The organism is Pseudomonas putida group bacterium ESBL64 (genome assembly GCF_045277175.1).
GTDB classification, from domain to species: domain Bacteria; phylum Pseudomonadota; class Gammaproteobacteria; order Pseudomonadales; family Pseudomonadaceae; genus Aquipseudomonas; species Aquipseudomonas alloputida.
This window is the reverse complement of sequence record NZ_CP145799.1, coordinates 2,143,487-2,168,883: the sequence shown is the minus strand read 5'-3', so window position 1 is coordinate 2,168,883 and position 25,397 is coordinate 2,143,487. Positions and strand designations below refer to the sequence as shown.

At 65.1% G+C, this 25,397-nt stretch carries 12 protein-coding genes; 5 read left to right on the top strand and 7 right to left on the bottom strand.

Annotation, left to right across the window (positions count from 1 at the left end; translation table 11 throughout):
- Positions 1–10: 10 nt before the first annotated feature.
- Complete coding sequence (ccoN, locus tag V6093_RS09805) at positions 11–1,435, bottom strand: cytochrome-c oxidase, cbb3-type subunit I (RefSeq protein WP_003254280.1); 1,425 nt, start codon at positions 1,433–1,435, stop codon at positions 11–13.
- A 50-nt stretch (positions 1,436–1,485) separates the two neighbouring features.
- Between ccoN and V6093_RS09800 the strand changes: the two genes are divergently transcribed.
- Entirely contained in the window at positions 1,486–2,178 is a 693-nt protein-coding gene (locus V6093_RS09800; protein ID WP_010955001.1) for an alpha/beta family hydrolase, read from the top strand.
- Between the two features lie 114 nt (positions 2,179–2,292).
- Here the strand turns inward: V6093_RS09800 and V6093_RS09795 are convergent, their stop codons facing one another.
- Positions 2,293–2,577, bottom strand: coding sequence for a pyrimidine/purine nucleoside phosphorylase (locus V6093_RS09795; RefSeq protein ID WP_003254278.1), 285 nt, complete (start codon positions 2,575–2,577; stop codon positions 2,293–2,295).
- A gap of 74 nt (positions 2,578–2,651) precedes the next feature.
- On the bottom strand, positions 2,652–3,203 hold the full coding sequence (locus V6093_RS09790) for an exonuclease domain-containing protein (RefSeq protein ID WP_003254277.1): 552 nt from the start codon (positions 3,201–3,203) through the stop codon (positions 2,652–2,654).
- 171 nt (positions 3,204–3,374) lie between these two features.
- On the opposite strand from V6093_RS09790, the gene V6093_RS09785 reads away from it, so the two are divergent.
- Positions 3,375–4,175, top strand: a complete 801-nt coding sequence (locus tag V6093_RS09785) for an ABC transporter substrate-binding protein (RefSeq protein ID WP_003254276.1) — start codon at positions 3,375–3,377, stop codon at positions 4,173–4,175.
- 40 nt (positions 4,176–4,215) lie between these two features.
- Here V6093_RS09785 and V6093_RS09780 read toward each other — a convergent pair whose 3' ends face one another.
- Positions 4,216–4,746: an RNA polymerase factor sigma-70 gene (locus tag V6093_RS09780; protein WP_003254275.1), complete on the bottom strand. Its 531-nt coding sequence runs from the start codon at positions 4,744–4,746 to the stop codon at positions 4,216–4,218.
- Positions 4,747–5,054: 308 nt separating this feature from the next.
- On the opposite strand from V6093_RS09780, the gene V6093_RS09775 reads away from it, so the two are divergent.
- Positions 5,055–18,008, top strand: a complete 12,954-nt coding sequence (locus tag V6093_RS09775; protein ID WP_265980052.1) for a non-ribosomal peptide synthetase — start codon at positions 5,055–5,057, stop codon at positions 18,006–18,008.
- Positions 18,009–18,322: 314 nt separating this feature from the next.
- Here the strand turns inward: V6093_RS09775 and dsbG are convergent, their stop codons facing one another.
- The 3 genes from dsbG to dsbD are packed head-to-tail and all read right to left on the bottom strand — an operon-like array spanning position 18,323 to position 21,634.
- A complete protein-coding gene (dsbG, locus tag V6093_RS09770) occupies positions 18,323–19,081 on the bottom strand; it encodes a thiol:disulfide interchange protein DsbG (RefSeq protein WP_076402723.1) in 759 nt (252 codons plus the stop codon).
- Position 19,082: 1 nt separating this feature from the next.
- Complete coding sequence (locus V6093_RS09765; protein WP_143999548.1) at positions 19,083–19,919, bottom strand: TlpA disulfide reductase family protein; 837 nt, start codon at positions 19,917–19,919, stop codon at positions 19,083–19,085.
- Positions 19,919–21,634, bottom strand: coding sequence for a protein-disulfide reductase DsbD (dsbD, locus tag V6093_RS09760; protein ID WP_143999547.1), 1,716 nt, complete (start codon positions 21,632–21,634; stop codon positions 19,919–19,921). Before dsbD ends, V6093_RS09765 begins: the two co-directional genes overlap by 1 nt.
- Before the next feature lie 401 nt (positions 21,635–22,035).
- On the opposite strand from dsbD, the gene V6093_RS09755 reads away from it, so the two are divergent.
- Positions 22,036–24,867 carry a xanthine dehydrogenase family protein molybdopterin-binding subunit gene (locus V6093_RS09755; protein WP_265980059.1) on the top strand — a complete coding sequence of 944 codons (2,832 nt, stop codon included), beginning with the start codon at positions 22,036–22,038 and terminating at the stop codon, positions 24,865–24,867.
- Complete coding sequence (locus tag V6093_RS09750) at positions 24,860–25,396, top strand: (2Fe-2S)-binding protein (RefSeq protein ID WP_003254265.1); 537 nt, start codon at positions 24,860–24,862, stop codon at positions 25,394–25,396. The genes V6093_RS09755 and V6093_RS09750 overlap by 8 nt, the downstream gene beginning before the upstream one ends.
- Position 25,397 lies beyond the last annotated feature (1 nt).

Here is a 25,397-nt window from a genome sequence, read left to right as displayed (position 1 = left end):
GCGTTTCTCCTCAAGCCAACTGGGCGTTCGCAGGGGCGACGTCAAGCGCTGGCGAACGCACGGTGCGCCAGGTGTTCCAGGCCATCAGGAACATGCCGCTGAGGAAGATCGCGCCGCCGACGAAGCGCACGACGAAGCCTGGGTGGCTGGCCACCAAGGTTTCCACGAACGAGTAGGTGAGCGTGCCGTCGCTGTTGACCGCGCGCCACATCAGGCCCTGGGCGATGCCGTTGACCCACATCGAGGCGATGTACAGTACGGTACCAATGGTGGCCAGCCAGAAGTGCGCATTGATCAGGCCGAGGCTGTACATGCGTTCTTTGCCGAACACTTTGGGGATGGTGTGGTACAGCGCGCCGATCGAGATCATCGCTACCCAGCCGAGGGCGCCGGCGTGGACGTGGCCGATGGTCCAGTCGGTGTAGTGGGACAGGGCGTTGACCGTCTTGATGGCCATCATTGGCCCTTCGAAGGTGGACATGCCGTAGAACGCCAGCGACACCACCAGGAAGCGCAGGATCGGGTCGCTGCGCAGTTTGTGCCAGGCGCCCGACAGGGTCATCATGCCGTTGATCATGCCGCCCCAGCTTGGCGCCAGCAGGATCAGCGACATCACCATGCCCAGCGACTGCGCCCAATCGGGCAGGGCGGTGTAGTGCAGGTGGTGCGGGCCGGCCCAGATGTACAGGGTGATCAGCGCCCAGAAGTGCACGATCGACAAGCGATACGAATACACCGGCCGTTCGGCCTGCTTGGGCACGTAGTAGTACATCATCCCCAGGAAGCCTGCGGTCAGGAAGAAGCCCACCGCGTTATGGCCGTACCACCACTGCACCATGGCATCGGTGGCGCCTGCGTAGACCGAATAGGATTTGGTCAGGCTGACCGGCAGCTCCAGGTTGTTGACGATGTGCAGCAGCGCCACGGTCAGGATGAAGGCGCCGAAGAACCAGTTGCCGACGTAGATGTGTTTGGTGTTGCGCTTCATCAGCGTGCCAAAGAACACGATGGCGTAGCCCACCCAGACGATGGTGATCAGAATGTCGATCGGCCATTCCAGTTCGGCGTATTCCTTGGAGCTGGTGTAGCCCAGCGGCAGGCTGATGGCCGCCAGCAGGATAACCAGTTGCCAGCCCCAGAACGTGAACGCGGCCAGGCCCGGTGCGAACAGGGTGGTCTGGCAGGTGCGTTGCACCGAATAATAGGAGGTGGCGAACAGTGCGCAGCCGCCGAACGCGAAGATCACCGCATTGGTATGCAGGGGGCGCAGGCGGCCGAAGCTGGTCCAGGGGAGGTCGAAGTTGAGGGACGGCCAGGCGAGCTGGGCGGCGATGAAGACGCCGAGCCCCATCCCGACGATTCCCCACACCACCGTCATGATGGCGAATTGGCGGACCACCTTGTAGTTATAGGCGGTACTGCTGGTTGTGTTCATGTATGGGTTCCCATCCACGGTTATTTGGCAGGCTTTACAGCGAGGCAAGCATGATTAATGGGCAAAGTGCCGGTATTGACGGGGATCAATGGGCGAAGGTCGCAAATGTCCCAGGCTTGCGCTGCGATCCTCCGCGGGTTGCAGGTCAGGATGACTACAAGGGGTGCCTGATTCTGGCCCATGGCGCGGGTGCGCCGATGGACAGCGGGTTCATGGACGAAATGGCGCAAAGGCTTGCGGCTCTTGGGGTAGCGGTAGTGCGCTTCGAGTTCCCGTACATGGCCGAGCGCAGGGTTACCGGTGGCAAGCGGCCGCCGAACCCGCAGAAGGTGTTGCTTGAATGCTGGCGCGAGGTGTACCGGCAGGTGCGACCTTTGGTCGCGGGCAAGCTGGCCGTGGGTGGCAAGTCCATGGGCGGGCGCATGGCGAGCCTGCTGGCCGACGAATTGGGCGCGGATGCGCTGGTGTGCCTGGGCTATCCGTTCTACGCGGTGGGTAAACCCGAGAAGCCACGGGTAGAGCACCTGGCCGAGTTGAAAACACCGACGTTGATCGTGCAGGGCGAGCGGGATGCGCTGGGTAACCGCGAGGCGGTGGCGGGGTATGCGTTGTCGCCGGCGATCGAGGTGAGCTGGCTAGTGGCGGGGGACCATGACCTGAAGCCGTTGAAGGCTTCGGGGTTCAGCCATGAGCAGCATTTGCAGGCGGCGGCTGAACGTGTTGCTGATTTCCTGAAGGATTAGTGCTGGATTCTTCGCGGGTAAACCCGCACCTACAAGGACCGCACACCATCGAAGGTCGGCTCAGCACCCTGTAGGAGCGGGTTTACCCGCGAAGAGGCCGGAACAGGCCGGCGCTTAGTCGCGGTATTCGCACAGGTAAGCGGTATCCACCTTCACCTGCAGCTGGAACTTGCTGTCAGCCGGCACGTTGAACTTGTCACCGGCGTTGAAGGTTTCCCAGTTGTCGCTACCCGGCAGTTTCACGGTCAGCGCGCCCGATACCACATGCATGATCTCACGCTTGGCAGTGCCGAATTCGTATTCGCCCGGAGCCATGACGCCGACAGTGGCCGGGCCTTCTTCGCCCGAGAATGCGATCGACTTGACGGTGCCGTTGAAGTACTCGTTGACCTGGAACATGGGCGACTCCTGAAAAGAGGTGCTGAAAAAGGGCTGGCCAGTATGCCCAAGGCCACAGGCCTCGTCATCTGCTTTCAGGGGCTGTGGGCGGGCAGGGTCAACGGTAATAGCCGCGCCGTGTTGCGCGCATCTTCCAGGGCCCTGTGCTGTTGCCCGCAAAAGTGCATGCCGGCCAGTTGCAGGGCGCCGTTCAGACCGGTGGGGCGCTGCAGGTGGCGGGCCTTGGCAAAGCGTTGCTTGAGGTTGATATGCGGCAATGTGCGCAGCAGGCTGTCGAGGCCGTGCTGCTGCCACTCCTGGTGCAATTGCTGGCGGTCGTAGTCGCCCCAGCTGACCCAGGCCTGAAGCTGCCCGCGGTGGTGCCCCAGCCAGCGCTCGAAGCTTGCCCACACCTCGCGAAACGGCGCGGCGTTGTCCACGTCGGCCTGGCTGATGTGGGTCAGCTCACGGCAGAACGGGGTCAGCTGCGGCCGCCGCCGTGGCTTTACAAAACGCTGGAAATGGTCGACCTCGCGGCCTTCGCGGGTCACCAGGCTTGCGCCGATTTCAATGATTTCCATCTCTGTGACCGGCCACCCACCATCGTCGGTGGTGGCTTCCAGGTCGATCACCAACCAATGGCCCATACCAGGCTCCCATGCAGATCCTGCTAGAGCGTAGCCAATGTACGGGCATACGGCATCCTATGGCATTTTGCCGCCTGCTTTGGCACAAAGAGCAGACGCCAGTAGTTGTGCCGCCCCTGGAAAACGCCTAGCTTAAGCGCATACAGGCATAAACCGTGATGAGTGTCCGTCTTGACTCCAGCGCCCGGCCTCAAGGCCTTGTCCACCCTGATGCTGCTGGCCGTGTTCTGGTTGGCGGCACCGGTATGGGCTGGCGAAGCGGTTGAAGTGAAGATTGGCGCAGCCCATTTCCCGCCTTACACAGTGCGCCCCGAGCAAGGTGCCGATACCGGTTTGCTGCCGCAGTTGGTCGATGCACTCAACCGGGCGCAGCAGCACTATCACTTCGTTCTGGTACCTACGTCTATCCAGCGGCGCTTCGGTGACTTCCAGCAGGGCCGCACCGACATGGCCATTTTCGAGAACCCACAATGGGGCTGGGAGCAGATTGCCCATCAGACCGTGGACATGGGCCTGGAAGATGCCGAAGTGTTCGTCGCCCGCAAGGAAAACGGCAGTGATCCGCGTTACTTCGACGACCTGCGTGGCAAACGCCTGGCCTTGTTCAACGGCTACCACTACGCGTTCGCCAGCTTCAACGCTGACCCCGATTACCTGCGCAAGACATACAACGCGACCCTGACCTATTCCCACGACAGCAACCTGCTGATGGTGCAGGCCGGCCGCGCCGATATCGCCCTGGTCACGCGTTCCTACCTCAGCGATTTCCTGGCACGCAACCCGGCGAGCAGGGCGCAGCTGGTGCCTTCGCAACGCATTGACCAGGTCTATCACCACTACGCCTTGCTGCGCCCGGGGGCGCCTATCGGCGAGCAGACGTTCGCTGCACTGCTGCGTGGCCTGCGTGACAGCGGTGAACTGGCGCGGATTTTCGAGCCCTACCGCATCACAGTCAGCACGCGCAGGCCTTGATTCCCGCCCGACGGCCTCGCCAATGTTCTCGAAGAATGACTCAGACCTGCCGGTTGGCGGTCTTGCGGCAATGCACCAGTGCATCGCGGATCATGAAGTTGACCAAAGTCGGCGACACCCCCAGTTCCTTGGCAATGTCCTTTTGCGGTACCCCATGCAGGCGGTACATCTCGAACGCATAGCGGGTACGTTGCGGCAGCTCGTTCAGCGCTTCGGCAATGTCGTCCAGCGCGGCAAGGTTGATATGGGTGGCTTCGGGCGAGGCGTTCTGGATAACCACATTCAGGCCTTCCTCCTCGCTGCCGGAGTACTTCAGCTCCATCGTCTGCTTGCGGTAGTGGTCGATCGCAAGGTTGCGCACGATCTGGAACAGGTAGCTTAGTTGCGCCTTGAACGACGAAGTGATCTGCGGGGCAGCGCCGAGCCGGAAGAAGGCGTCTTGCACCACATCCTCGGCGCGGGAGCGGCAGCCAGTGATGCGGGCAGCAATCTTGACCAGGATGCTGCGGTTGTCGACGAAGGCCTGCAGTAATGGTGAATCGCACTTACTTGTGGATAGTTGTTCCGCCATGGAAATCACCTTGTCACAGAGGGGAAAGGAGGCGCCCAGGGGTGGGTCGCTTCCTACGACGTGCGACAAGCTATTCAGAATGATAATGATTGTCAAATGCGAAACTAAATTATTATTGGGTGTTTCTGTTCTAAGGGGGCATACCTCAAGGTATGCCCCCAACCTTGACGCAGCGCAAAACCCTCACCCCCGCTAATTTCTGCCCCCGTCCATCCGTTCCCCTGTGTACATCCCCGGTCGCCGCTCGCTGCCCGCCCATGTTCGCGGCGTAGCCGGCACGCCCTAACAGACACTGGCAGGAACACCCCATGACGGACGCCTTCGAACTCCCGCTCTCGCTGGTCCAGGCCCTGGCGCAACGCGCCGCGCAGACCCCGGACAGGATTGCCCTGCGCTTTCTCGCCGACACCCCCGGCGAGCAGGCCGTGCTCAGCTACCGGGACCTCGACCAGCGTGCACGCACCATCGCCGCTGCCTTGCAGGCGCGCGCCAGCTTCGGTGACCGTGCCGTGTTGCTGTTCCCTAGCGGGCCAGACTACGTGGCGGCGTTTTTTGGCTGCCTGTATGCGGGCGTGATCGCAGTGCCGGCTTACCCGCCGGAGTCCGCGCGGCAGCATCACCAGGAGCGTTTGCTGTCGATCATCGCCGATGCCGAGCCGCGCCTGCTGCTGACCGTGGCGGCACTGCACGACAACCTGAACGGCCTGGAGGCACTGGCGGCAGATAACGCGCCCGAGCTGCTTGCCGTGGATGGCCTGGACCCGTTGCTGGCCTCGAGCTGGCACGCGCCCGAGCTCCAACGCGATGACATCGCCTTCCTGCAGTACACCTCCGGCTCCACCGCGCTGCCCAAGGGGGTGCAGGTCAGCCATGGCAACCTGGTGGCCAACGAGCAGCTGATCCGCCAAGGCTTTGGCATCGACCTCAACCCCGACGACGTGATCGTCAGCTGGCTACCGCTGTACCATGACATGGGCCTGATCGGCGGCCTGCTGCAGCCAATCTTCAGTGGCGTGCCTTGCGTGCTGATGTCGCCGGGGTACTTCCTGGCCCGGCCATTGCGCTGGTTGCAGGCCATCAGCGAATACGGTGGCACCATCAGCGGTGGCCCCGACTTCGCTTATCGCCTGTGCAGCGAGCGGGTCAGCGAGGCTTCGCTGGCCGGGCTCGACCTGAGCCGCTGGCGCGTCGCCTATTCCGGCTCCGAGCCGATCCGCCAGGACAGCCTGGCCACCTTTGCCGACAAGTTCCAGGCCTGCGGCTTCGACCCGCAGAGCTTCTTTGCCAGTTATGGCCTGGCCGAAGCCACCCTGTTCGTCAGCGGCAGCCGTCGTGGCCAGGGCATCGCTGCACTGGAGCTGGACGCCGAAGCCTTCGCTGGCAACCGCGCCGAGCCAGGCAAAGGCAGCGTACTGATGAGCTGTGGCTACCCGCAGCCCGGGCATGCGGTACGCATTGTCGAGCCGCAGCACTTGCAGGTGCTGGGCGACAACCAGATCGGCGAAATCTGGGCCGGTGGTCCGAGCATCGCGCTGGGTTACTGGCGCAACCCTGAAGCCAGCGCCCGTACGTTCGTCGAAATGGACGGCCAGACCTGGCTGCGTACCGGCGACCTGGGTTTCATGCGTGAGGGCGAGGTGTTCGTTACCGGGCGCCTGAAAGACATGCTGATCGTGCGCGGACAGAACCTGTACCCGCAGGACTTGGAAAAAGCCCTCGAGCGTGAAGTCCAGGTGCTGCGCAAAGGCCGTGTGGCAGTGTTCGCCGTCGAGCACCAAGGCGAGGAGGGCATCGGTGTCGCGGTGGAGATCAGCCGCAACGTGCAAAAGGCACTCAAGCCCCAGGACCTGATCAAGACCCTGCGCCAGGTCGTCGCCGACGCCTGCCGACAGGCCCCGGCCGTGGTCCTGCTGCTGAACCCCGGCGCGCTGCCGAAGACCTCCAGCGGCAAGTTGCAGCGCTCTGCCTGCCGGCTGCGCATGGACGATGGCAGCCTGGACTGCTATGCCCGTTTCCCTGAGGTGAGCGCAGCCGGTACCCGTGCAACCGCTGGCGACGAGCTGCAAGCACGCATCGCCGCTGTGTGGCGCGACATCCTCAAGGTAGAGGCGGTGGCCGCGGACGACCACTTCCTGCTGCTGGGCGGTAACTCCATCGCCGCCACCCAGGCCACAGCGCGCCTGGCCGATGAGCTGGGTATCGACCTGAGCCTGCGTACCCTGTTCGAGGCGCCGGTACTGGCCGACTACAGCAAGGCCGTGGCACAGATCATCGCCGATGGCGCCGCAGCCACCGCAGCCATCACCACGCTGGCGCGCGCCCAGGCATTGCCCCAGTCGCTGGCGCAAAACCGCTTGTGGCTGCTGTGGCAGCTGGAACCGCAATCAGCGGCCTACAACATTCCTGCCGGCTTGCACCTGCGTGGCGAGCTGGATGTCAACGCTCTGCACGTGGCCTTCGAGGCACTGGTGGCGCGCCATGAATCGCTGCGTACCGTGTTCAGCGAAGAGAATGGCCAGGCGCTGCAGCGTATCCTGCCGCAGCAGCCGCTCAGCCTGCACCGCCTGGACCTTGAAGGGCACTCGCCCGAGCAGGTTGCCGCGCAGCGTGAAACCGAGGCCCGCCAGCCGTTCGACCTCACCCAGGGGCCGCTGTTGCGGGTAACCCTGGTGCGCCTGGGCGACGAAGAGCATCAGCTGTGGGTGACCCTGCACCACATCGTTGCCGACGGCTGGTCGCTGAACATCCTGCTCGAAGAGTTCGCCAAGCTGTATGCCGCTCGCTGCCAAGGCCTGGAGGCCAACCTGGCGCCGCTGCCCCTGGGTTACGCCGACTACGGCAGCTGGCAGCGGCGATGGCTGGCTGACGGTGAAGCCGAGCGCCAGTTGCAGTACTGGAAGGCACACCTTGGTGGTGAGCTGCCGGCGCTCGACCTGTGCACTGACCAGCCGCGCGCCAGCCAGCGCGAACACAGCGCCGCGCGCTTCAGCCTCAAGGTGCCAGCCAGGCTTGGCGAAGCGCTCAAGGGCCTTGCCCACCAGCAGCAGGCCAGCCTGTTCATGGTCCTGCTGGCAGGTTGGCAGGCGCTGCTGCAGCGCTACAGCGGCCAGGCCGATATCCGCGTCGGCGTGCCCAACGCCAACCGCCCGCGCCTGGAAACCCAAGGCATGGTCGGTTTCTTCATCAATACGCAGGTGCTGCGCGCGCAATTCGATGGCCGTCACTCGTTTACCCAGTTGCTGACCCAGGTACGTCAGGCCACCTTGCAAGCCCAGGCTAATCAGGACCTGCCCTTCGAACAGCTTGTCGAAGCCCTGCCCGATGCGCGCGAGCAGGGCCTGTTCCAGGTCATGTTCAACCACCAGCAACGCGACCTGTCAGCCCTGCGGCGCCTGCCAGGGCTGTTGGCCGAAGAGCTGGCGTGGCACAGCCGCGAAGCCAAGTTCGACTTGCAGTTGCACAGTGAGGAGGACCATCTGGGCCGCCTGAGCCTGGCCTTCGACTATGCCGCGGAGCTGTTCGAAGCCAGCACCGTCGAACGTCTGGCCCATCACCTGCTGGCGTTGCTGGAACAGGTGTGTGCCGCGCCGCAGCAGGCGCTGGGCGACGTGCAACTGCTGGATGAGCCCGGCCGTGCGCAACTGCTGGGTTGGGGCCAGGCACCGGCCGCCGCAGCGCAGCACCTGTTGGTCGAACAACTCAATGAGCAGGCACGCCTGATGCCGCAACGCACCGCCCTGGTTTGGGACGGAGGCAGCCTGGATTACGCCGGGCTGCACCAGCAAGCCAACCGCCTGGCCCACTACCTGCGTGACAAAGGCGTCGGCCCCGATACCTGTGTGGCCATTGCCATCGAGCGCTCACCGCAATTGCTGGTCGGCCTGCTAGCCATTCTCAAGGCTGGCGGTGCCTACGTGCCGCTGGATGTCGATTACCCTGCCGAACGCCTGGCCTACATGCTGGCCGACTGCGACGCCCGTTTGCTATTGAGCCACAGCAGCCTGCTGGGCAAGCTGCCGCAGGTCGACGGTGTCAGCGCCATTGCCCTCGACCAGTTGCACCTGGACAGCTGGCCCAGCCATGCCCCCGGCCTGCACCTGCACGGCGACAACCTGGCCTACGTTATCTATACCTCCGGCTCCACCGGGCAGCCCAAGGGCGTAGGCAATACCCATGCGGCGCTGGCCGAGCGCCTGCAGTGGATGCAGACGACCTATGCGCTGAATGACAGCGACGTGCTGATGCAGAAGGCGCCGATCAGTTTCGACGTCTCGGTGTGGGAATGCTTCTGGCCGTTGGTCACCGGCTGCAAGCTGGTGCTCGCTGGCCCCGGTGAACACCGCGACCCACAGCGTATCGCTGCCCTGGTGCAGGCTTATGGGGTGACTACGCTGCACTTTGTACCGCCGCTGTTGCAGGTGTTCGTCCAGGAGCCGCAGGCAGGTGCCTGCAGTAGCTTGCGTCGGGTGTTCTCGGGTGGCGAAGCGTTGTCCGCCGCGCTGCGTGACCGCTTGCTGCAGGTGCTGCCGCAGGTGCAACTGCACAACCGGTACGGCCCGACCGAAACCGCCATCAACGTCACCCACTGGCACTGCCAGGTGGCGGACGGCGAGCGCTCGCCCATCGGCCGCCCGCTGGGCAATGTGCTGTGCCGCGTGCTGGACGATGAGCTGGAACTGAGCGCCCCCGGTGTGCCGGGCGAGCTGTACCTCGGTGGCGCGGGCCTGGCCCGTGGTTACCTGGGCCGCCCCGGCCTCACTGCCGAGCGCTTCGTACCCCAGGCCGACGGCAATGGTCAGCGTCTGTACCGCAGTGGCGATCGCGCCCGCTGGCAGGTTCAGCTGGAGGCACTGGAATACCTTGGCCGCCTCGACCAGCAGGTCAAGGTGCGTGGTTTCCGCGTCGAGCCCGAGGAAGTGCAGGCCTGCCTGCTGGCACAGGCGGGTGTGGAACAGGCGCTGGTGTTGATACACAAGGACGCCGTTGGCGCGCAACTGGTCGGCTATTACAGTGGCAGCGCTCAGCCTGCCGAGGTGCTGGCCGTGCTGGCTGAGCAATTGCCAGCCTACATGGTGCCGGCGCAACTCATCCCTTTGGCACAGATGCCATTGGGCCCCAGCGGCAAGGTCGACCGCAAGGCACTGCCTGCCCCAGTGTGGCAGCAGCGTGAGCATGTCGAGCCACGAACCGAGCTGCAACAACAAGTCGCGGCCATCTGGCGCGACGTGTTGAATCTGCCGCGCATTGGCCTGCAGGACGACTTCTTCGCCCTTGGTGGCCACTCGTTGCTGGCCACTCAGATCGTTTCGCGCACCCGCCAGGCCTGCGATGTCGAGCTGCCGCTCAAGGCCCTGTTCGAAACCAGCGAGCTGGGCGCCTTCTGTGCCGAGATCGCCCGCCTGCGCGCGGCCGGCGAGCGCAATCTGCAAGGTGAAATCGCCCGTGTCGACCGCCGTCAGGCGGTGCCGCTGTCGTACTCGCAGCAGCGAATGTGGTTCCTCTGGCAGATGGAGCCGGACAGCCCGGCGTACAACGTCGGCGGCATGGCACGCCTGCGCGGCACCTTGCATGTGGACGCTTTCGAGCGTGCGCTGCAGGCGCTGATCGTGCGCCACGAAACCTTGCGCACCACGTTCCCCAGCATCGACGGCGTGCCGTACCAGTGCGTGGCCGAAGACAGCGGCCTGCATCTGGACTGGCAAGACTTCAGCGATTTGTCAGACGATGCCCGCCAGCAACGTTTGCAACAACTGGCCGACGACCAGGCGCACCAGCCCTTCGACCTGGAGCGGGGGCCGCTGCTGCGCGCCTGCCTGGTCAAGGCCAACGAGCGCGAGCACTTCTTCGTGCTGACGCTGCACCACATCGTCACCGAAGGCTGGGCCATGGACATCTTCGCCCGCGAGCTGGGCGAGCTGTACGAAGCCTTTGTCGATGACCGCGAGTCGCCACTGGCGCCGCTGCCGGTGCAGTACCTGGACTACAGCGTGTGGCAACGGCAATGGCTGGAAAGCGGCGAGGGTGCTCGTCAACTGGCCTACTGGAAGCACCGCCTGGGCGACGAGCACCCGGTGCTGGCGTTGCCTGCCGACCGCCCGCGTCCGGCAGTCCAGAGCCACCGTGGCGCGCTGTACCGCTTCGAACTCGATCCGGCACTGGTGGCCCGCGTGCATGCTTTCAATAGCCAGCGCGGCCTGACCCTGTTCATGACCATGACCGCCACCCTGGCCGCCTTGCTGCACCGTTACAGTGGCCAGCGCGACCTGCGTATCGGCGCGCCGGTGGCCAACCGCATCCGCCCGGAGAGCGAAGGCCTGATCGGTGCCTTCCTCAACACCCAGGTGCTGCGTTGCGAGCTGGACGGGCAGATGACCGCCAGTGAACTGCTGGAGCAGCTGCGTCAGGTTGCCATCGAAGGCCAGTCGCACCAGGACCTGCCGTTCGACCAACTGGTAGAGGCCCTGCAGCCACCGCGCAGCAGTGCCTACAACCCGTTGTTCCAGGTGATGTGCAACGTGCAGCGCTGGGCCTTCCAGCAAAGCCGCACGCTGGCCGGCATGCAGGTGGACTACCTGGTCAACGATGCCAGCGCCACCAAGTTCGACCTATACCTGGAGGTGACCGACCTGGACGGCCGGCTGGGCTGCTGCCTGACCTACAGCCGCGACCTGTTCGACGCGCCGCGTATCGCGCGCATGGCCGAGCACTGGCAACAACTGCTGGTCGGTTTGCTCGACAACCCGCAACACCGCCTGTGCGAACTGCCAATGCTGAGCAGTGCCGAGCAACAAGTGCTTACAGGCCAATTGCAGGGCGAACACGATTTCGACCTTGGCCAGACCCTCCACGGTCTGTTCGCTGCCCAGGCCGCGCGCACGCCACAGGCTGGCGCGTTGACCTTCGCCGGCCAACACTTGACCTACGCCGAGCTCGACCAGCAGGCCAACCGCCTGGCGCGTGCCCTGCGCGAACGGGGTGTCGGCCCGCAGGTGCGGGTGGGCCTGGCGCTGGAGCGCTCGCTGGAAATGGTCGTCGGCCTGCTGGCCATCCTCAAGGCCGGCGGCGCCTATGTACCACTCGACCCCGAGTACCCGCTCGACCGCCTGCGCTACATGATCGAAGACAGCCGCATCGGCTTGCTGCTCAGCCAGCGTGCGCTGCTGCACACCCTGGGCGAGCTGCCTGAAGGCGTGGCCAGCTGGAGCCTGGAAGACGATGCCGCCAGCCTGGCGGCCTACAGCGATGCGCCGCTGGACAACCTCAGCCTGCCGCAGCACCAGGCTTACCTGATCTACACCTCAGGCTCCACCGGCAAACCCAAGGGCGTGGTGGTCAGCCATGGCGAGTTCGCCATGCACTGCCAGGCGGTGATCGCTGCATTCGGCATGCGCAGCGATGACTGCGAGCTGCACTTCTATTCCATCAACTTCGACGCTGCCAGCGAGCGCCTGTGGGTGCCGCTGTTGTGTGGTGCGCGCGTGGTATTGCGCGCCCAGGGGCAGTGGGGCGCCGAGGACATCTGCCAGTTGGTGCGCGAGCAGCAGGTGAGCATTCTGGGCTTTACCCCCAGCTACGGCAGCCAGCTGGCGCAGTACCTGGGCGGGCGGGGCGAACAATTGCCGGTACGCCTGGTGATTACCGGGGGCGAGGCGCTGACCGGCGAGCACCTGCAGCGTATTCGCCAGGCCTTTGCACCGCAGCAGTGCTTCAATGCCTACGGCCCGACCGAAACCGTGGTCATGCCGCTGGCGTGCCTGGCCCCAGAGGCCTTGCCAGCAGACCTTGGCAGCGTACCGATCGGCCGCGTCATCGGTAGCCGTACGGCCTACATCCTCGACGAGGATCTGGCCTTGTTGCCGCAAGGCGGCATTGGCGAACTGTATGTCGGCGGCGCCGGCCTGGCCCAGGGTTACCACGACCGGCCAGGCCTCACTGCCGAGCGCTTTGTCGCCGACCCGTTCAGTGCCGAAGGCGGGCGCCTGTACCGTACCGGCGACCTGGTACGCCTGGGTACTGATGGCCTGGTGGAGTATGTCGGCCGTGCCGACCAGCAGGTGAAGATCCGCGGCTTCCGCATCGAACTGGGCGAAATCGAGAGCCGCCTGCTAGCGCACGAGGATGTCGACGAGGCCGTCGTGCTGGCGCTGGACTTGCCGGGCGGCAAGCAACTGGTGGGCTATCTGGTGTGCAGGCAGGCCACCGCCGTTAACGACGTGCAACAACTGCTGCGCGAAGCGGTGAAAGCCGATGCCCGCCAGCACCTGCCCGACTACATGGTGCCTGCGCACCTGGTGCTGCTCGATAGCCTGCCGCTGATGGGCAACGGCAAGCTCGACCGCCGTGCGCTGCCGCTGCCGGACCTTGAGCAGGCGCGGCAGCAATACCAGGCCCCTGGCAATGAGGTGGAAGCACAGTTGGCGCAGATCTGGCGCGATGTGCTCAACGTTGGCCGGGTCGGCGTGCAGGACAACTTCTTCGAGCTGGGGGGCGACTCGATCCTGTCGATTCAGGTGGTCAGCCGCGCCCGGCAGGCCGGCTTGCAATTCACCCCACGCGACCTGTTCCAGCATCAGACCATCCAGACCCTGGCAACTGTGGTTCAGCTCAGCGAAGCCGCGAGCACCGTCGAGCAAGGCCTGCGCCGGGGCCAGGCCGGGCTGACGCCGATCCAGCACTGGTTCTTCGACAGTGACCTGCCACAGCCGCAACACTGGAACCAGGCTGTGCTGCTGGAGGTGCGCCAACCCTTGGTTGAGGCCACCCTTGAACAGGCATTGGCTGCGCTGGTGCAGCACCATGACAGCCTGCGCCTGCGCTTCAGCGACGCCCAGGGCCGCTGGCAGGCACAGTACGCGCAGCCTGGCGCCGAGCAACTGCTGTGGAGCGCCACTGTCGCCGATTTCAATGATTGTCAGGCCCTCTACACTGACGTGCAGCGCAGCCTGGACCTGCAACAGGGGCCGCTGCTGCGCGCCTTGCTGGTGCGTGACGGGCAGGGCACCCAGCGGTTGCTGCTGGCGATTCATCACCTGGTGGTTGATGGCGTGTCCTGGCGGGTGCTGCTGGAAGACCTGCAGGCGCTGTACCGTGGCCAGCCTCTGCCGGCCAAGACCCACGCCGTCGGCGACTGGGCGGCGCGCCTGGCCAGCTACGCCGGCAGCGATTCGCTGCGTGACGAACTGGCCTGGTGGCAAGGCCAGCTGGGCGGTGTGCGTCGCGAATTGCCGTGCGACCATCCGCAGGGCGGCAATTTGCATCGCCACGCTCAAACTCTGGCCATCGGCCTGGACGTGGAGCAAACCCGACAGCTGTTGCAACTGGCCCCGGCGGCTTACCACACCCAGGTCAACGACCTGCTGTTGACTGCACTGGCGCGGGCCTTGTGCCGGTGGAGCGGCGATGAAGAAGTGCTGGTGCAGCTCGAAGGCCATGGCCGTGACGGGTTGTTCGAAGACATGGACCTGACCCGCAGCGTCGGCTGGTTCACCAATGCCTACCCACTGAGCCTGCGTCCGCTGCCAGGTGAAGACGACGCGGCGCGGGCCGGTTCGATCAAGCGCATCAAGGAACAACTGCGCCATGTACCGCACAAGGGCCTGGGCTACGGCGTACTGCGCTACCTGGCGGATGCCGCCGGGCGCGAGCAGATGGCGGCTTTGCCGCAGGCGCGCATCACCTTCAACTACCTGGGCCAGTTCGACCAGCAGTTCGACAGTGCGGCCTTGTTCCAGCCCCTGGAAGCCCCGGCCGGGTTGGCGCATGACCTCGATGCGCCGTTGCCCAACTGGTTGAGCGTCGATGGCCAGGTGTATGGCGGTGCTCTCCAACTGCGCTGGACCTTCAGCGCCGAGCGCTACGACCAGCAGACCATCGCGGGTCTGGCTGAGGCCTATCGTCAGGAGCTGCTGGCGCTGGTCGCGCATTGCCTGGCTGATGGCAATGGCAGCTTCACCCCATCGGACTTCCCGCTGGCGCACCTGACTCAGGAGCAGATCGACGCATTGCCGGTCCCGGCCGCGCAGATCGAGGACGTTTACCCGCTGACGCCGATGCAGGAAGGCATGCTGCTGCACACCCTGCTGGAGCCGGGCACTGGCCTGTACTACATGCAGGACCGCTACCGCATCAACAGCGCCCTCGACCCCGAGCGTTTCGCCCAGGCCTGGCAGGCCGTGGTGGCGCGCCACGAAGCGTTGCGCGCCTCGTTCAGCTGGAACAGCGGCGAGGCGATGCTGCAGATCATCCACAAGCCGGGCAACCTGGCGGTGGACTACCAGGACTGGCGCGGCCTGGCCGACGATGCCCAGGAGCAGCGCCTGCAGGCCCTGCACAAGCAGGAGCGCGAGGCCGGCTTTGCCTTGCTCAGCGAGGCACCGTTCCACCTGCGCCTGGTGCGCGTGGCCGATGAACGCTACTGGTTCATGATGAGCAACCACCACATCCTTATCGATGCCTGGTGCCGCTCGCTGTTGATGAACGATTTCTTCGAGGTCTACCAGGCCCTTGGCGAAGGCCGTCAGGCCCAACTGCCGGTGCCACCGCGTTACCGCGATTACATCGGTTGGCTGCAACGCCAGGGCCTGGACGACGCACGTGCCTGGTGGCAGGCCAACCTGGCCGGCTTCGAACGTGCCACAGCCATCCCGAGCGACCGCCCGCTGCGCCATGACCACGCCGGTAGCGGCATGGTCGTCGGCGATTGTTATACCCGCCTTGAGGTGAATGATGGCGTGCGTCTGCGCGAACTGGCCCAGGCCCATCAGCTCACCGTCAACACTTTCGCTCAGGCGGCCTGGGCCCTGGTGCTGTCGCGCTACAGCGGCGACCGCGACGTGGCCTTTGGCGTAACCGTGGCCGGGCGCCCGGTGAGCATGCCGCAGATGCAGCGCACCGTCGGCCTGTTCATCAACAGCGTGGCCCTGCGCGTGCAGTTGCCCGCGGCGGGTGAGCGCTGCAGTGTGCGCCAGTGGCTGCAAGGCCTGCTGCAAAGCAACATGGAGCTGCGCGAGTACGAATACCTGCCGCTGGTGGCGATCCAGGCGTGCAGCGAGCTGCCCAAGGGCCAGCCGCTGTTCGACAGCCTGTTCGTGTTCGAGAATGCGCCGGTTGAAACCGCCGTGCTCGATCACGCCCAGCACCTGAACGCCAGCTCCGACTCGGGACGTACCCACACCAACTTCCCGCTGACGGCGGTGTGCTACCCGGGTGATGACCTGGGCCTGCACCTGTCGTTTGACCAGCGCTACTTCGACTACCCGACCGTCGAGCGCCTGCTGGCCGAATTCAAGCGCCTGCTGCTGGCGCTGGTACAAGGTTTTGAAGGGGAGGTGAGCGAGCTACCGCTGCTGAGCGCCCAGGAGCAAGGCTTCCTGCTGGAGGACTGCAACCGGACCGAGCGGGTTTATCCGCTGGAACAAAGCTATATCGCGCAGTTCGAAGCGCAGGTCGTGGCGCATCCACAGCGTACCGTGGCCCGCTGCTTGGAGGCATCCTATGATTACGCCGGGCTGAACCTGGCGGCCAACCGCCTGGGCCATGCGCTGGTGGCTGCCGGCGTCTGCGTGGACCAGCCAGTGGCACTGCTTGCCGAGCGTGGGTTGCCGCTGCTGGGCATGATTGTCGGCAGCTTCAAGGCCGGCGCCGGCTACCTGCCGCTGGACCCGGGCCTGCCGGCGGCGCGCCTGCAAAGCATCATCCAGCTCAGCCGCACGCCAGTGTTGGTGTGCAGCGCGGCCTGCGCCGAGCAGGGGCGGCAGTTGCTCGGTGAGCTGGAGGCTGCGCTCAGGCCGCAACTGCTGGTCTGGGAAGACGTCCAGGCCAACCCGATCGCAAGCCACAACCCGGGTATCCACAGTGGCCCGGACAACCTCGCCTACGTGATCTACACCTCAGGCTCGACCGGCCTGCCGAAAGGGGTGATGGTCGAGCAGCGCGGCATGCTCAACAACCAGCTGAGCAAGGTGCCTTACCTGGCGCTGAGCGAGCAGGACGTGATTGCCCAGACCGCCTCGCAAAGCTTCGACATCTCGGTCTGGCAGTTCCTGGCTGCGCCGCTGTTCGGCGCCAAGGTGGAGATCGTGCCTAACGCCATCGCCCACGACCCGCAAGGCCTGCTGGCGCACGTGCAGGCCACCGGCATCACCGTGCTGGAGAGCGTGCCGTCCCTGATCCAGGGCATGCTGGCCAGCGACCACCAGGCCCTCGACGTCCTGCGCTGGATGCTGCCGACCGGCGAGGCCATGCCACCGGAGCTGGCGGCGCAGTGGCTGCAGCGCTACCCGCAGATCGGCCTGGTCAATGCCTATGGCCCGGCGGAGTGCTCGGATGACGTGGCGTTCTTCCGCGTCGATGCCGCCTCGACCCAAGGCAGCTACCTGCCAATCGGCACGCCAACCGATAACAACCGGCTGTACCTGTTCGGTGAGGACCAGGCGCTGGTGCCGCTGGGTGCGGTGGGCGAGCTGTGCGTGGCGGGTACGGGTGTAGGCCGTGGCTACGTCGGTGACCCGGTGCGCACGGCGCTGGCGTTCATCCCTCACCCTTACGGGGCGCCGGGCGAACGCCTGTACCGTACCGGTGACCTGGCGCGGCAACGCCCGGACGGCGTGCTGGAATATGTCGGTCGCATCGACCACCAGGTGAAGATTCGCGGCTATCGCATCGAACTGGGCGAAATCGAGGCCCGGCTGCATGAGCAGGCGGAAATTCGCGATGCTGCCGTGGCGGTGCAGGAGGGTGTGAACGGCAAGCATCTGGTTGGCTACCTGGTGGCGCACCAAGGCGTCAGTGCCGATGCCGCGTTGCTGGAGCAGGTCAAGCAACGACTGCGTGCCGAGTTGCCGGAGTACATGGTGCCCTTGCACTGGGGCTGGTTCGACAGCTTGCCGCACAACGCCAACGGCAAGCTCGACCGCAAGGCCCTGCCAGCCATCGATATCGGCGTGCAGCATAGCCAGGCCTATCAGGCGCCACGTAACGACCTGGAGGACGTGTTGGCGGGCATCTGGGCCGATGTGCTCAAAGCCGAGCGGGTGGGGGTGCACGACAACTTCTTCGAGCTGGGCGGGCATTCGCTGCTGGCCACGCAGATCGCTTCGCGGGTGCAGAAGCAGCTACAGCTGAACGTGCCGCTGCGGGCGATGTTCGAGTGCAGCACGGTGGAGGCGTTGGCCGAGTATGTACAGGGGCTGCAGGGCAGTGCGCTGGATGATGACAAGGTCGACCGGCTCAGTGACCTGATGGCGGAACTGGAGGGGCTGTGATGGGCAGGGGCGCTTGGCGCCCCCTCTCAATGGCCAACCACTCCCGATCAGCGTAGGAGCGGGTTTACCCGCGAATACAGTGGCGGCGGCAACGGTGAACGGCTGGTGGAAATTGGCCAGCAGGTCCGGCCCTTTCGCGGGTAAACCCGCTCCTACGCCCGACCGCGCAGGCCTTGCGATCACGTGCCTGGCGTACAATCCAGCCGTTAGCGCGAGCCCCGTAGGAGCGGGTTCACCCGCGAACACCGGCGTAGCCGGTGCCATGCCCCGCGTCACCTGCTTCGCGGCGCTCGATCTTTGCCCCACCACATGCACTAGCGCTTGCCCAGAATCTTCCCAAGCATCTCCGGCCGTGGTGCCCCTTGCTGGCTTTGCAGGTTGCCTTGCTCATCCTGATAGAAAATGGCCGGGGTCGCCTGCAACCCCATCTCTTCCATCAACGCCATGTTCGCCGCCAGCTTCTGTTGCACAGCCTCTGGCACCTGTTCCAGCGCCTTCAGGGTGCTGGCCTTGCCGGCCTTCTCGTGCTGTTGCAGTGCCTTGGCCGGGTCTTTCGCCGCCAGCAGCGCCGCCGACTTGCCCGGGCTGTCCTCACGGATGATACCGACCATGATATGGCGCAACTGCACCTTGCCCGACTCCACCCAGGGCCGCGCCTGTTCCCAGAACATGTTGCAGTACGGGCAGTTCGGGTCGCTGAACAGGTACACCTTGCGCGGCGCGTCGGCCTTGCCGTCGGCGATCCACGCGGTCTTTTCCATTTTCGCCCAGATTTCCTTGCTCATCGGCGCGTATACCAGCTTTTGCAGCGGCTCGGCGCTCAGGTCCTTGCCCTGCTCGTCGAACAGGCTGCCGACCAGCACGTGCTTGCCGTCGGGGGTCAGGTACAGGGCCAGGGCGTTGTTCTGGTACTCGGCGGCATAACCGCGCAGGCCGTTGGGCGCATCGAAGCTGCCCTTGATCACGGCGCCTTTGGCTTGCAGTTGCTGAACCGCCTTGGGCAGTTCTTCGGCCTGCAGGGCAGGGGCGGCCAGCAGGGCCAGGGACAGGGGCAGCAGGGCAGTCAATCGCATGTCAGTTTCCTTGTGCGGCAGGGGCGGGCGCAATGGCCCGGTCGAAAGGTTCCAGGGCGTGGCGCAGGCTGGCCCGGGACAGTTCGCCCAGGTGGCTGCCGACCAGCCGCCCGTTGGCGTCGTAGAACAGGGTGGTGGGCAAGGCCATGGAGCCGACACGCTGGGCCAGCAGGCCGGTGCCGTCGAACAGCACGTGGGTCAGGCTCAGGCCGGTGGTGGCGAGGAAGGTGCTGACGTTTTCCGGGGTCTCGCCCTGGTTCACGAACAGGAAGGTCACGTGCGGGTAAGCGCTTTGTGCCTGTTGCAGCACGGGCATCTCACGCCGACACGGTGGGCACCAGGTGGCCCAGATGTTGATGACCAGCGGCTTGCCGCGGTAGCTGTGCAATGCCACGGCCTGGCCGCCGGCGTTGCGCAGGCTCAGCTCGGGCAGCTCGGTGCCTTTGCTGTACAGGTGGCCACCCAGGCTGGCCAGGCCCCAGAACAGTGCGCCGCTGAACAGCGCCCAGCCTAGCGGGCGGCGCAGGCCGGGGTGGCGCCAGCCCTGCCACAGGGCTCCGAGCACGATGCCGGCAAGGCCCGACCAGAACAGGAAGCCGCCATCACGAATGTCGATGATCTGCAGCGGGTCGTCCTGATACATCGGCCAGTAGGCCAGCACGAAGCCGGCGCGGGCACACAGCAGGCCGATCAGGAACAGGTTGAACAGCGCCGATTCCGGGCTCTCGCCGCCACGTCGGGCGACCCACCAGCCGACCACGCTGGCGATCACCAGGGCGGTGAGCATCAGCAGGTGGTTGAGGGCCATGGTCAGTGGCCCGAGTGTTACGGTCAGCATCAGCCTTGGCTCCTGGTCTGGCCCCAGTGTTGCTGGAACGCTGCTGCGTCCACCTCACCGGTGATGCGCCGCGCGCGGCGTTCTTCACCTTCCGGGCCGATCCAGATGATGCTGGGCGGGCCGGGTACCTGGTAGCGCTGCAGCAGGGCCTTGCTGGCCGGGCTGTCGGCCGTCACGTCCAGGCGCAGCAGGTGTACGCCGGCCAGGCCGGCCTGTACGTCGCTGCGTGCGAATACCTGTTTTTCCATGACTTTGCACGACACGCACCAGTCGGCATAGTAGTCGAGCATCACCCACTGGCCGCGGGCTTTGGCCGCATCCAGCTCACGTTGCAGGTCTTCGGGGCGGCTGACGGTGACGAAGCGGTCTTCGGCGTGTTGGCTTGGGGCTGTCGCGGCGACGCCACCGGCGAACGGGCGTAGTGGCTGCCAGAGGTCGTCGCCGCCTGCTGCCGCACCGACCAGCAACAAGCCACCCCACAGCGCGCCGAGCAACGGTACTGCACGCAACGCCGGCAGCCGTTGCAGGGCCGGCCAGGCGGCCCAGGCCAGGGCGATCAGCCAGGCGCCGCTCAGTGCCAGCAGCAAGGTCGCAGGCAGCAGGCTGCGCACGGTGTACAGCGCCATGCCCAGGAACACGAAACCGAACACACCCTTGACCCGGTTCATCCACGCACCCGGGCGCGGCAGATAACGGTTGCCCAGGGTTACCAGCAACAGCAGCGGCACGCCCATGCCCAGGCCGAGGCTGAACAGCACCAGCGCGCCTTGCAGCACGTCGCCGCTCTGCGCGATGTACAGCAGCGCACCGGCCAACGGCGCAGTCATGCACGGGCCGAGTAACAGGCCGGACAACGCCCCGAGCAATGCCGCGCCATACAGGTTGCCGCCACGGGTACCTTGCCCGGCGCGGTCCAGGCGGTCGCGCAGGGCGGCAGGCAGTTGCAGTTCGAAGGCGCCGAACATCGGCAGTGCCAGCAGCACGAACAGCCCCGCCAGGCTGCCCAGCAGCCAGGGTTGCTGCAGCCAGGCCTGCAGGCTGGCACCCAGCAGGGCAGCAACCACCCCCAGCACGGCGTACACCAGGGCCATGCTCAGCACATAGACCCCGGCCAGCAGCCAGCCACGGCGGGTGCTGGCGCCATTGCCCAGCACCAGCCCGGCCAGGATCGGCAGCATCGGCAGCGAGCAGGGGGTAAACGCCAGCAGCAGGCCAAGGCCGAAGAACGCCAGCAGGCTCCAGGCCAGGTGGCCTTGTTGCAGGCCGCTGGCCAGGGCCTGGTCGCTGGCTTGCTCGGCGGCCGGCGTTACGCTGCCACCCAAGTCGATCGAGGTGGTTTGCGGCGGGTAGCACAGGCCGGCGTCGGCGCAGCCCTGCCAGCCCAGGCGCAACTGACCCTGGGCGTTGGCAGGCAATAGCAGTTCAAGCTGGTCGCGGTACACCGCGCTGTCGCCGAAGAACTCGTCGTGATGGTTGAGTGCCGGTGGCAGTTGCGGGTGCTGCTCGGTGGGCAGGCCATCGAACTTCAGGCGCTTCTGGTACAGGTAGTAGCCCGGCTTGATCTGGAAGTACAGGCGCATCTGGCCGTCGGCCTGGCGGTCGTGGGTGAGCACGAAGGCTTGGTCAACCGGCAGGAAGTCTGGTTTCACATCGAACGGGTTGGCTTGCAACGGGCCGGCCAGTAGGAGTGTGAGGAAGAGCAGGAGAACGCGCATGTCTTCGCCTTGGCAGATCTGGGAATGGGGCCATGCTGGCTGGGGTTGATTAAATGAAGGTTAACGCGGGTGTTGGGGTTGGGGTGGTCAGGAGTAGTAAGAGTTTGGTTCTGGATTTGCAGGGTCTTCGTTGTTGGATTTTCGAGGGGGGCGGCGCTCGATCTCACAGGCGCTGAAACTCTCGCGGCGAACACCTACCAGGCGCTGAAAATCTCCCGCCAAACACCTACCCGCCAAAGCGCGAATTCCGCCTCTTGCCCTATACACACCGCGACACATTGTCGGCTTGACTTTGCCTATATCCACCCAATTGCTGTAAAGTTGACGCCAAGGTCAGCTTTTATCAAGCCAGGCCAAGAATCAAAAGAAAGGGCAGGCCCCAACTGCCCAGAGGATCAAGCATGTCCAACCGTGATATTTCCCGGCGCGCCTTCCTGCAAGGCGGCCTGATCGCTGGTGTCGGCGTGACCATGGCGCCACTTGGCAGCCAGGCCTTCGCCGCGTTGATGGAGGAGCGCGTTACCACTTCGCCGCAGAAGTGGATGAACCACGACGGCAAGGCGCGTTTCCGTAACGATGCCTTGTCCAAGGTCTGCGGCGACAAAGTGTTCGCCCGCGACATCCGCGCCAAGGACATGCCCGGGTGGCCCGCGCAGCAGGGCCATGCGCTGCTGCTCAAGGCCACCACGGTTGATCGTATCTATGCCGGGCATGACCTCAGCCTGCTCGGCACCGACCTGCAGCCGGACCGCATCGTCACCGCCGCCGACCTCGAACAGGACGGCATTGCCTGGCCCGAGGCCCATTCGCCCGACCCGCTGCTGCCGCCCGGCAAGGTGCCGATGTTCATCGGCCACCCGGTGGCGATCCTGATCTGGCACGACTTCGAGCGCTTCCGCCAGGCCAAGCGCAAGCTGCAGTTCAATCAGCAGGCGATCCGCTACGGTGCCCAGGCGCCGCTGTACCAGCGCGACCCTTATGGCAGCTTCCGCTTCGTGCGGGTGGGCGGCGCCACGCCGTTCGACGACGATGAGTTCTCCAGCCTGAAGAACTCCATGCTGTTCCCCACCATTCTCAACCGCAAGCCGGTGTGGTCGAAGCAGCCCAACCAGCACGGCGACCTGACCGAGCAGGGGTTGTTCTACGCCAAGCGCATGGCCGAGCAACTGGACAACCCGCCCGAGGACTGGCTGGTGTTCGACGAGCGCTACAAGACGCCGTCCATCGAACCTGCCGCGCTGGAGCCGGACAACGGTAACGGCTGGTATGACCCGGCCACGGGCACGCTGCACTTCGTGGTCGCCACCCAGTGCCCGTTCGAAGTGGTGCAGGAATGCGTGCACATGATCAAGCCGTCGCGCTTTGCCCTGAACACGCTGAACATGCATCCGGGCTATACCGTGGGCTATGGCTCAAAAGACAACAACATCTTCGTCTTCTATGCCGCGGTGGCTGCGCTTTACGGCGCCGGCGTGCCGATCCGCCTGGCCAACGACCGCTACGAGCAGTTCCAGAGCGGTATCAAGCGCCATGCCTTCGATATCCGCTACCAGCTGGCGGTGGACAAGAAGGACAACAGCTTCAAGATCTTCCGCGCCGACATGAGCTGCGACGGCGGCGGGCGCATCAACTACAGCCCGTCGGTGGCAGCCGTGGGCGCCACGGCAGCGCAGTCGATCTACTACATGCCACAGAACGACCTGTCGGTGACCGCCTACTATTCCCGTGGCGTCGAGGCCGGCTCCATGCGCGGTTACGGCACCCTGCAGAGCATGGCGGCCACCGAGATGATGGTGGATGAGATCGCCGGCCGCCTGGGCGTCGATGCCATCGACCTGCGCCGCGCCAACGCGCTGAAGTCGGGCATGAAGAACACCCAGGGTGCGGTCCCGGCCGGCGCCCTGCGCCTGTACGAGATCCTCGACAAGGCCGCTGTGCACGAGTGGTGGCGCAACCGCGATGCACGCAAGCAACAGATGGACGCCAAGGACCCGGACCACTGGTACGGCGTCGGCTTCGCCATCTGCCAGAAGGACTTCGGCACAGGTTCCGAGGCGCCGATGGCCAGTGTCGAATTCAGCGCCGATGGCCGCATCAGCCTGCGCCATATCGGCACCGAGCTGGGTACCGGCATGTCCACCTCCCAGGCTTTGGTGATCAGCGACTTCCTTGGCCGTTCGGCCGACGAGGTGAAGACTGCAGTCACCGAATGGCCAGAGCTGCAATTGAGCACCAGCGGAAACCCGTACCTGATCAGCCAGCCGGAGCAGGACGCCGCGCTGCGCAACCCGCGCTGGGTCGGCAAGCTGGCGTCGCCATCGTCGGCCACCAACTCGGCGTTCTACTTCAGCCACGCCACCCGTGAAGCAGCCCGTGTGCTGTTCAACCATGGCCTGTGGCCGGCGGCCATGGCGATCTGGAGCCAGGGCCCGCATGGCGGCCAAGCCAACCCGCTGGTGGTGCGCCGTGAAAATGCGGTGTGGGTCAACGGTGAGCTGACCGGCAACGGCCTGGCGCCGATTCCGTTTGCCCAACTGGCGCAGAAGGCCCACGACATGGGGCTGGTTACCGGCGTGAGCGTGCACGGCTTCAACCGCTGGAGCTGGGCCGAGGCCGACTTTGTCATCGATGGCGTGCGCGAGCGCTTCCCGCTCGATGCCATGGCGGTGAAGTACGGCGATGGTGCGGTGAATGCCAAGAAGGCGCAGATGGGCAGCCATGGCTATCACCTGCTCGACCGGCAGAATGCGGCCTACCCCGACACCCAGCTGAACAACGCCATGGTCACCTACTACAGCCCGGTGGCGACCATCGTCGAGGTCAAGGTCAACAAAGGCACCTTGGAGACGCAGGTGCTCAACCACCACAGTTGGGTCGAGTGTGGCCGGGTGCTGGTGCCGGAACTGGTCAAGGGCCAGCTCGAAGGCGGTATCGCCATGGGCATTGGCCATGCACTGACCGAAGAAATGCCGTTGTACGAGGGTGGGCCCGGGGAGGGCGACTGGAACTTCAACCGCTACCGCCTGCCGCATGCGCGCGATGTGGCGGTGTGGCAGCAGACCAGCGAAATCCTCCCGCCGCTGTCACCGACCGACCCCTCCAAGGGCATCGCCGAAGTGGTGATGATCCCGGTCGTCGGTGCCATCGGCAATGCCGTCGCGCATGCCATCGGCAAGCGCGTGCGCGATCTCCCCATCACCCCAGCCCGTATCAAGGAGGCCCTCAATGGCTAACCGTCCACTGCAACTGACGCTCAACGGTCAACCGGTCGGGCCGGTCGAGGTCCCCGCGGACCTGGCGATGATCGACTACCTGCACGAACACCAGAACCTCACTGGCTCGCGCCTGGGTTGCGGCCAGGGCATCTGCCACGCCTGCGTGGTGATCGTCGACAACCCCGACGGCACCAGCGAAGAAGTGCGCACCTGCATCACCGGTGCGCATTACTTCGAAGGCAAGAAGGTTCGCACCATCGAAGGCCATGCCAAAAAAGACGAGGCCGGCAACCTGACGCTCAACCCGATCCAGCAGAAGTTCGTCGACCTGTTCGCCTTCCAGTGCAGCTACTGCGCACCAGGCTTCGTCAACGCCGCTACCGTGCTGGTGGAAACGGCCCAGCGCCAGCCGTTGAAGAAGAGCGAAGTGGAAGACCGCATCGAGGCCAGCCTTGGTCATCACATCTGCCGCTGCACAGGCTACGTGCGTTACTACGATGCCACCCGCAAGGTGCTCAACGATCTCGGCCTGGTCAAGGAGGGTTGAA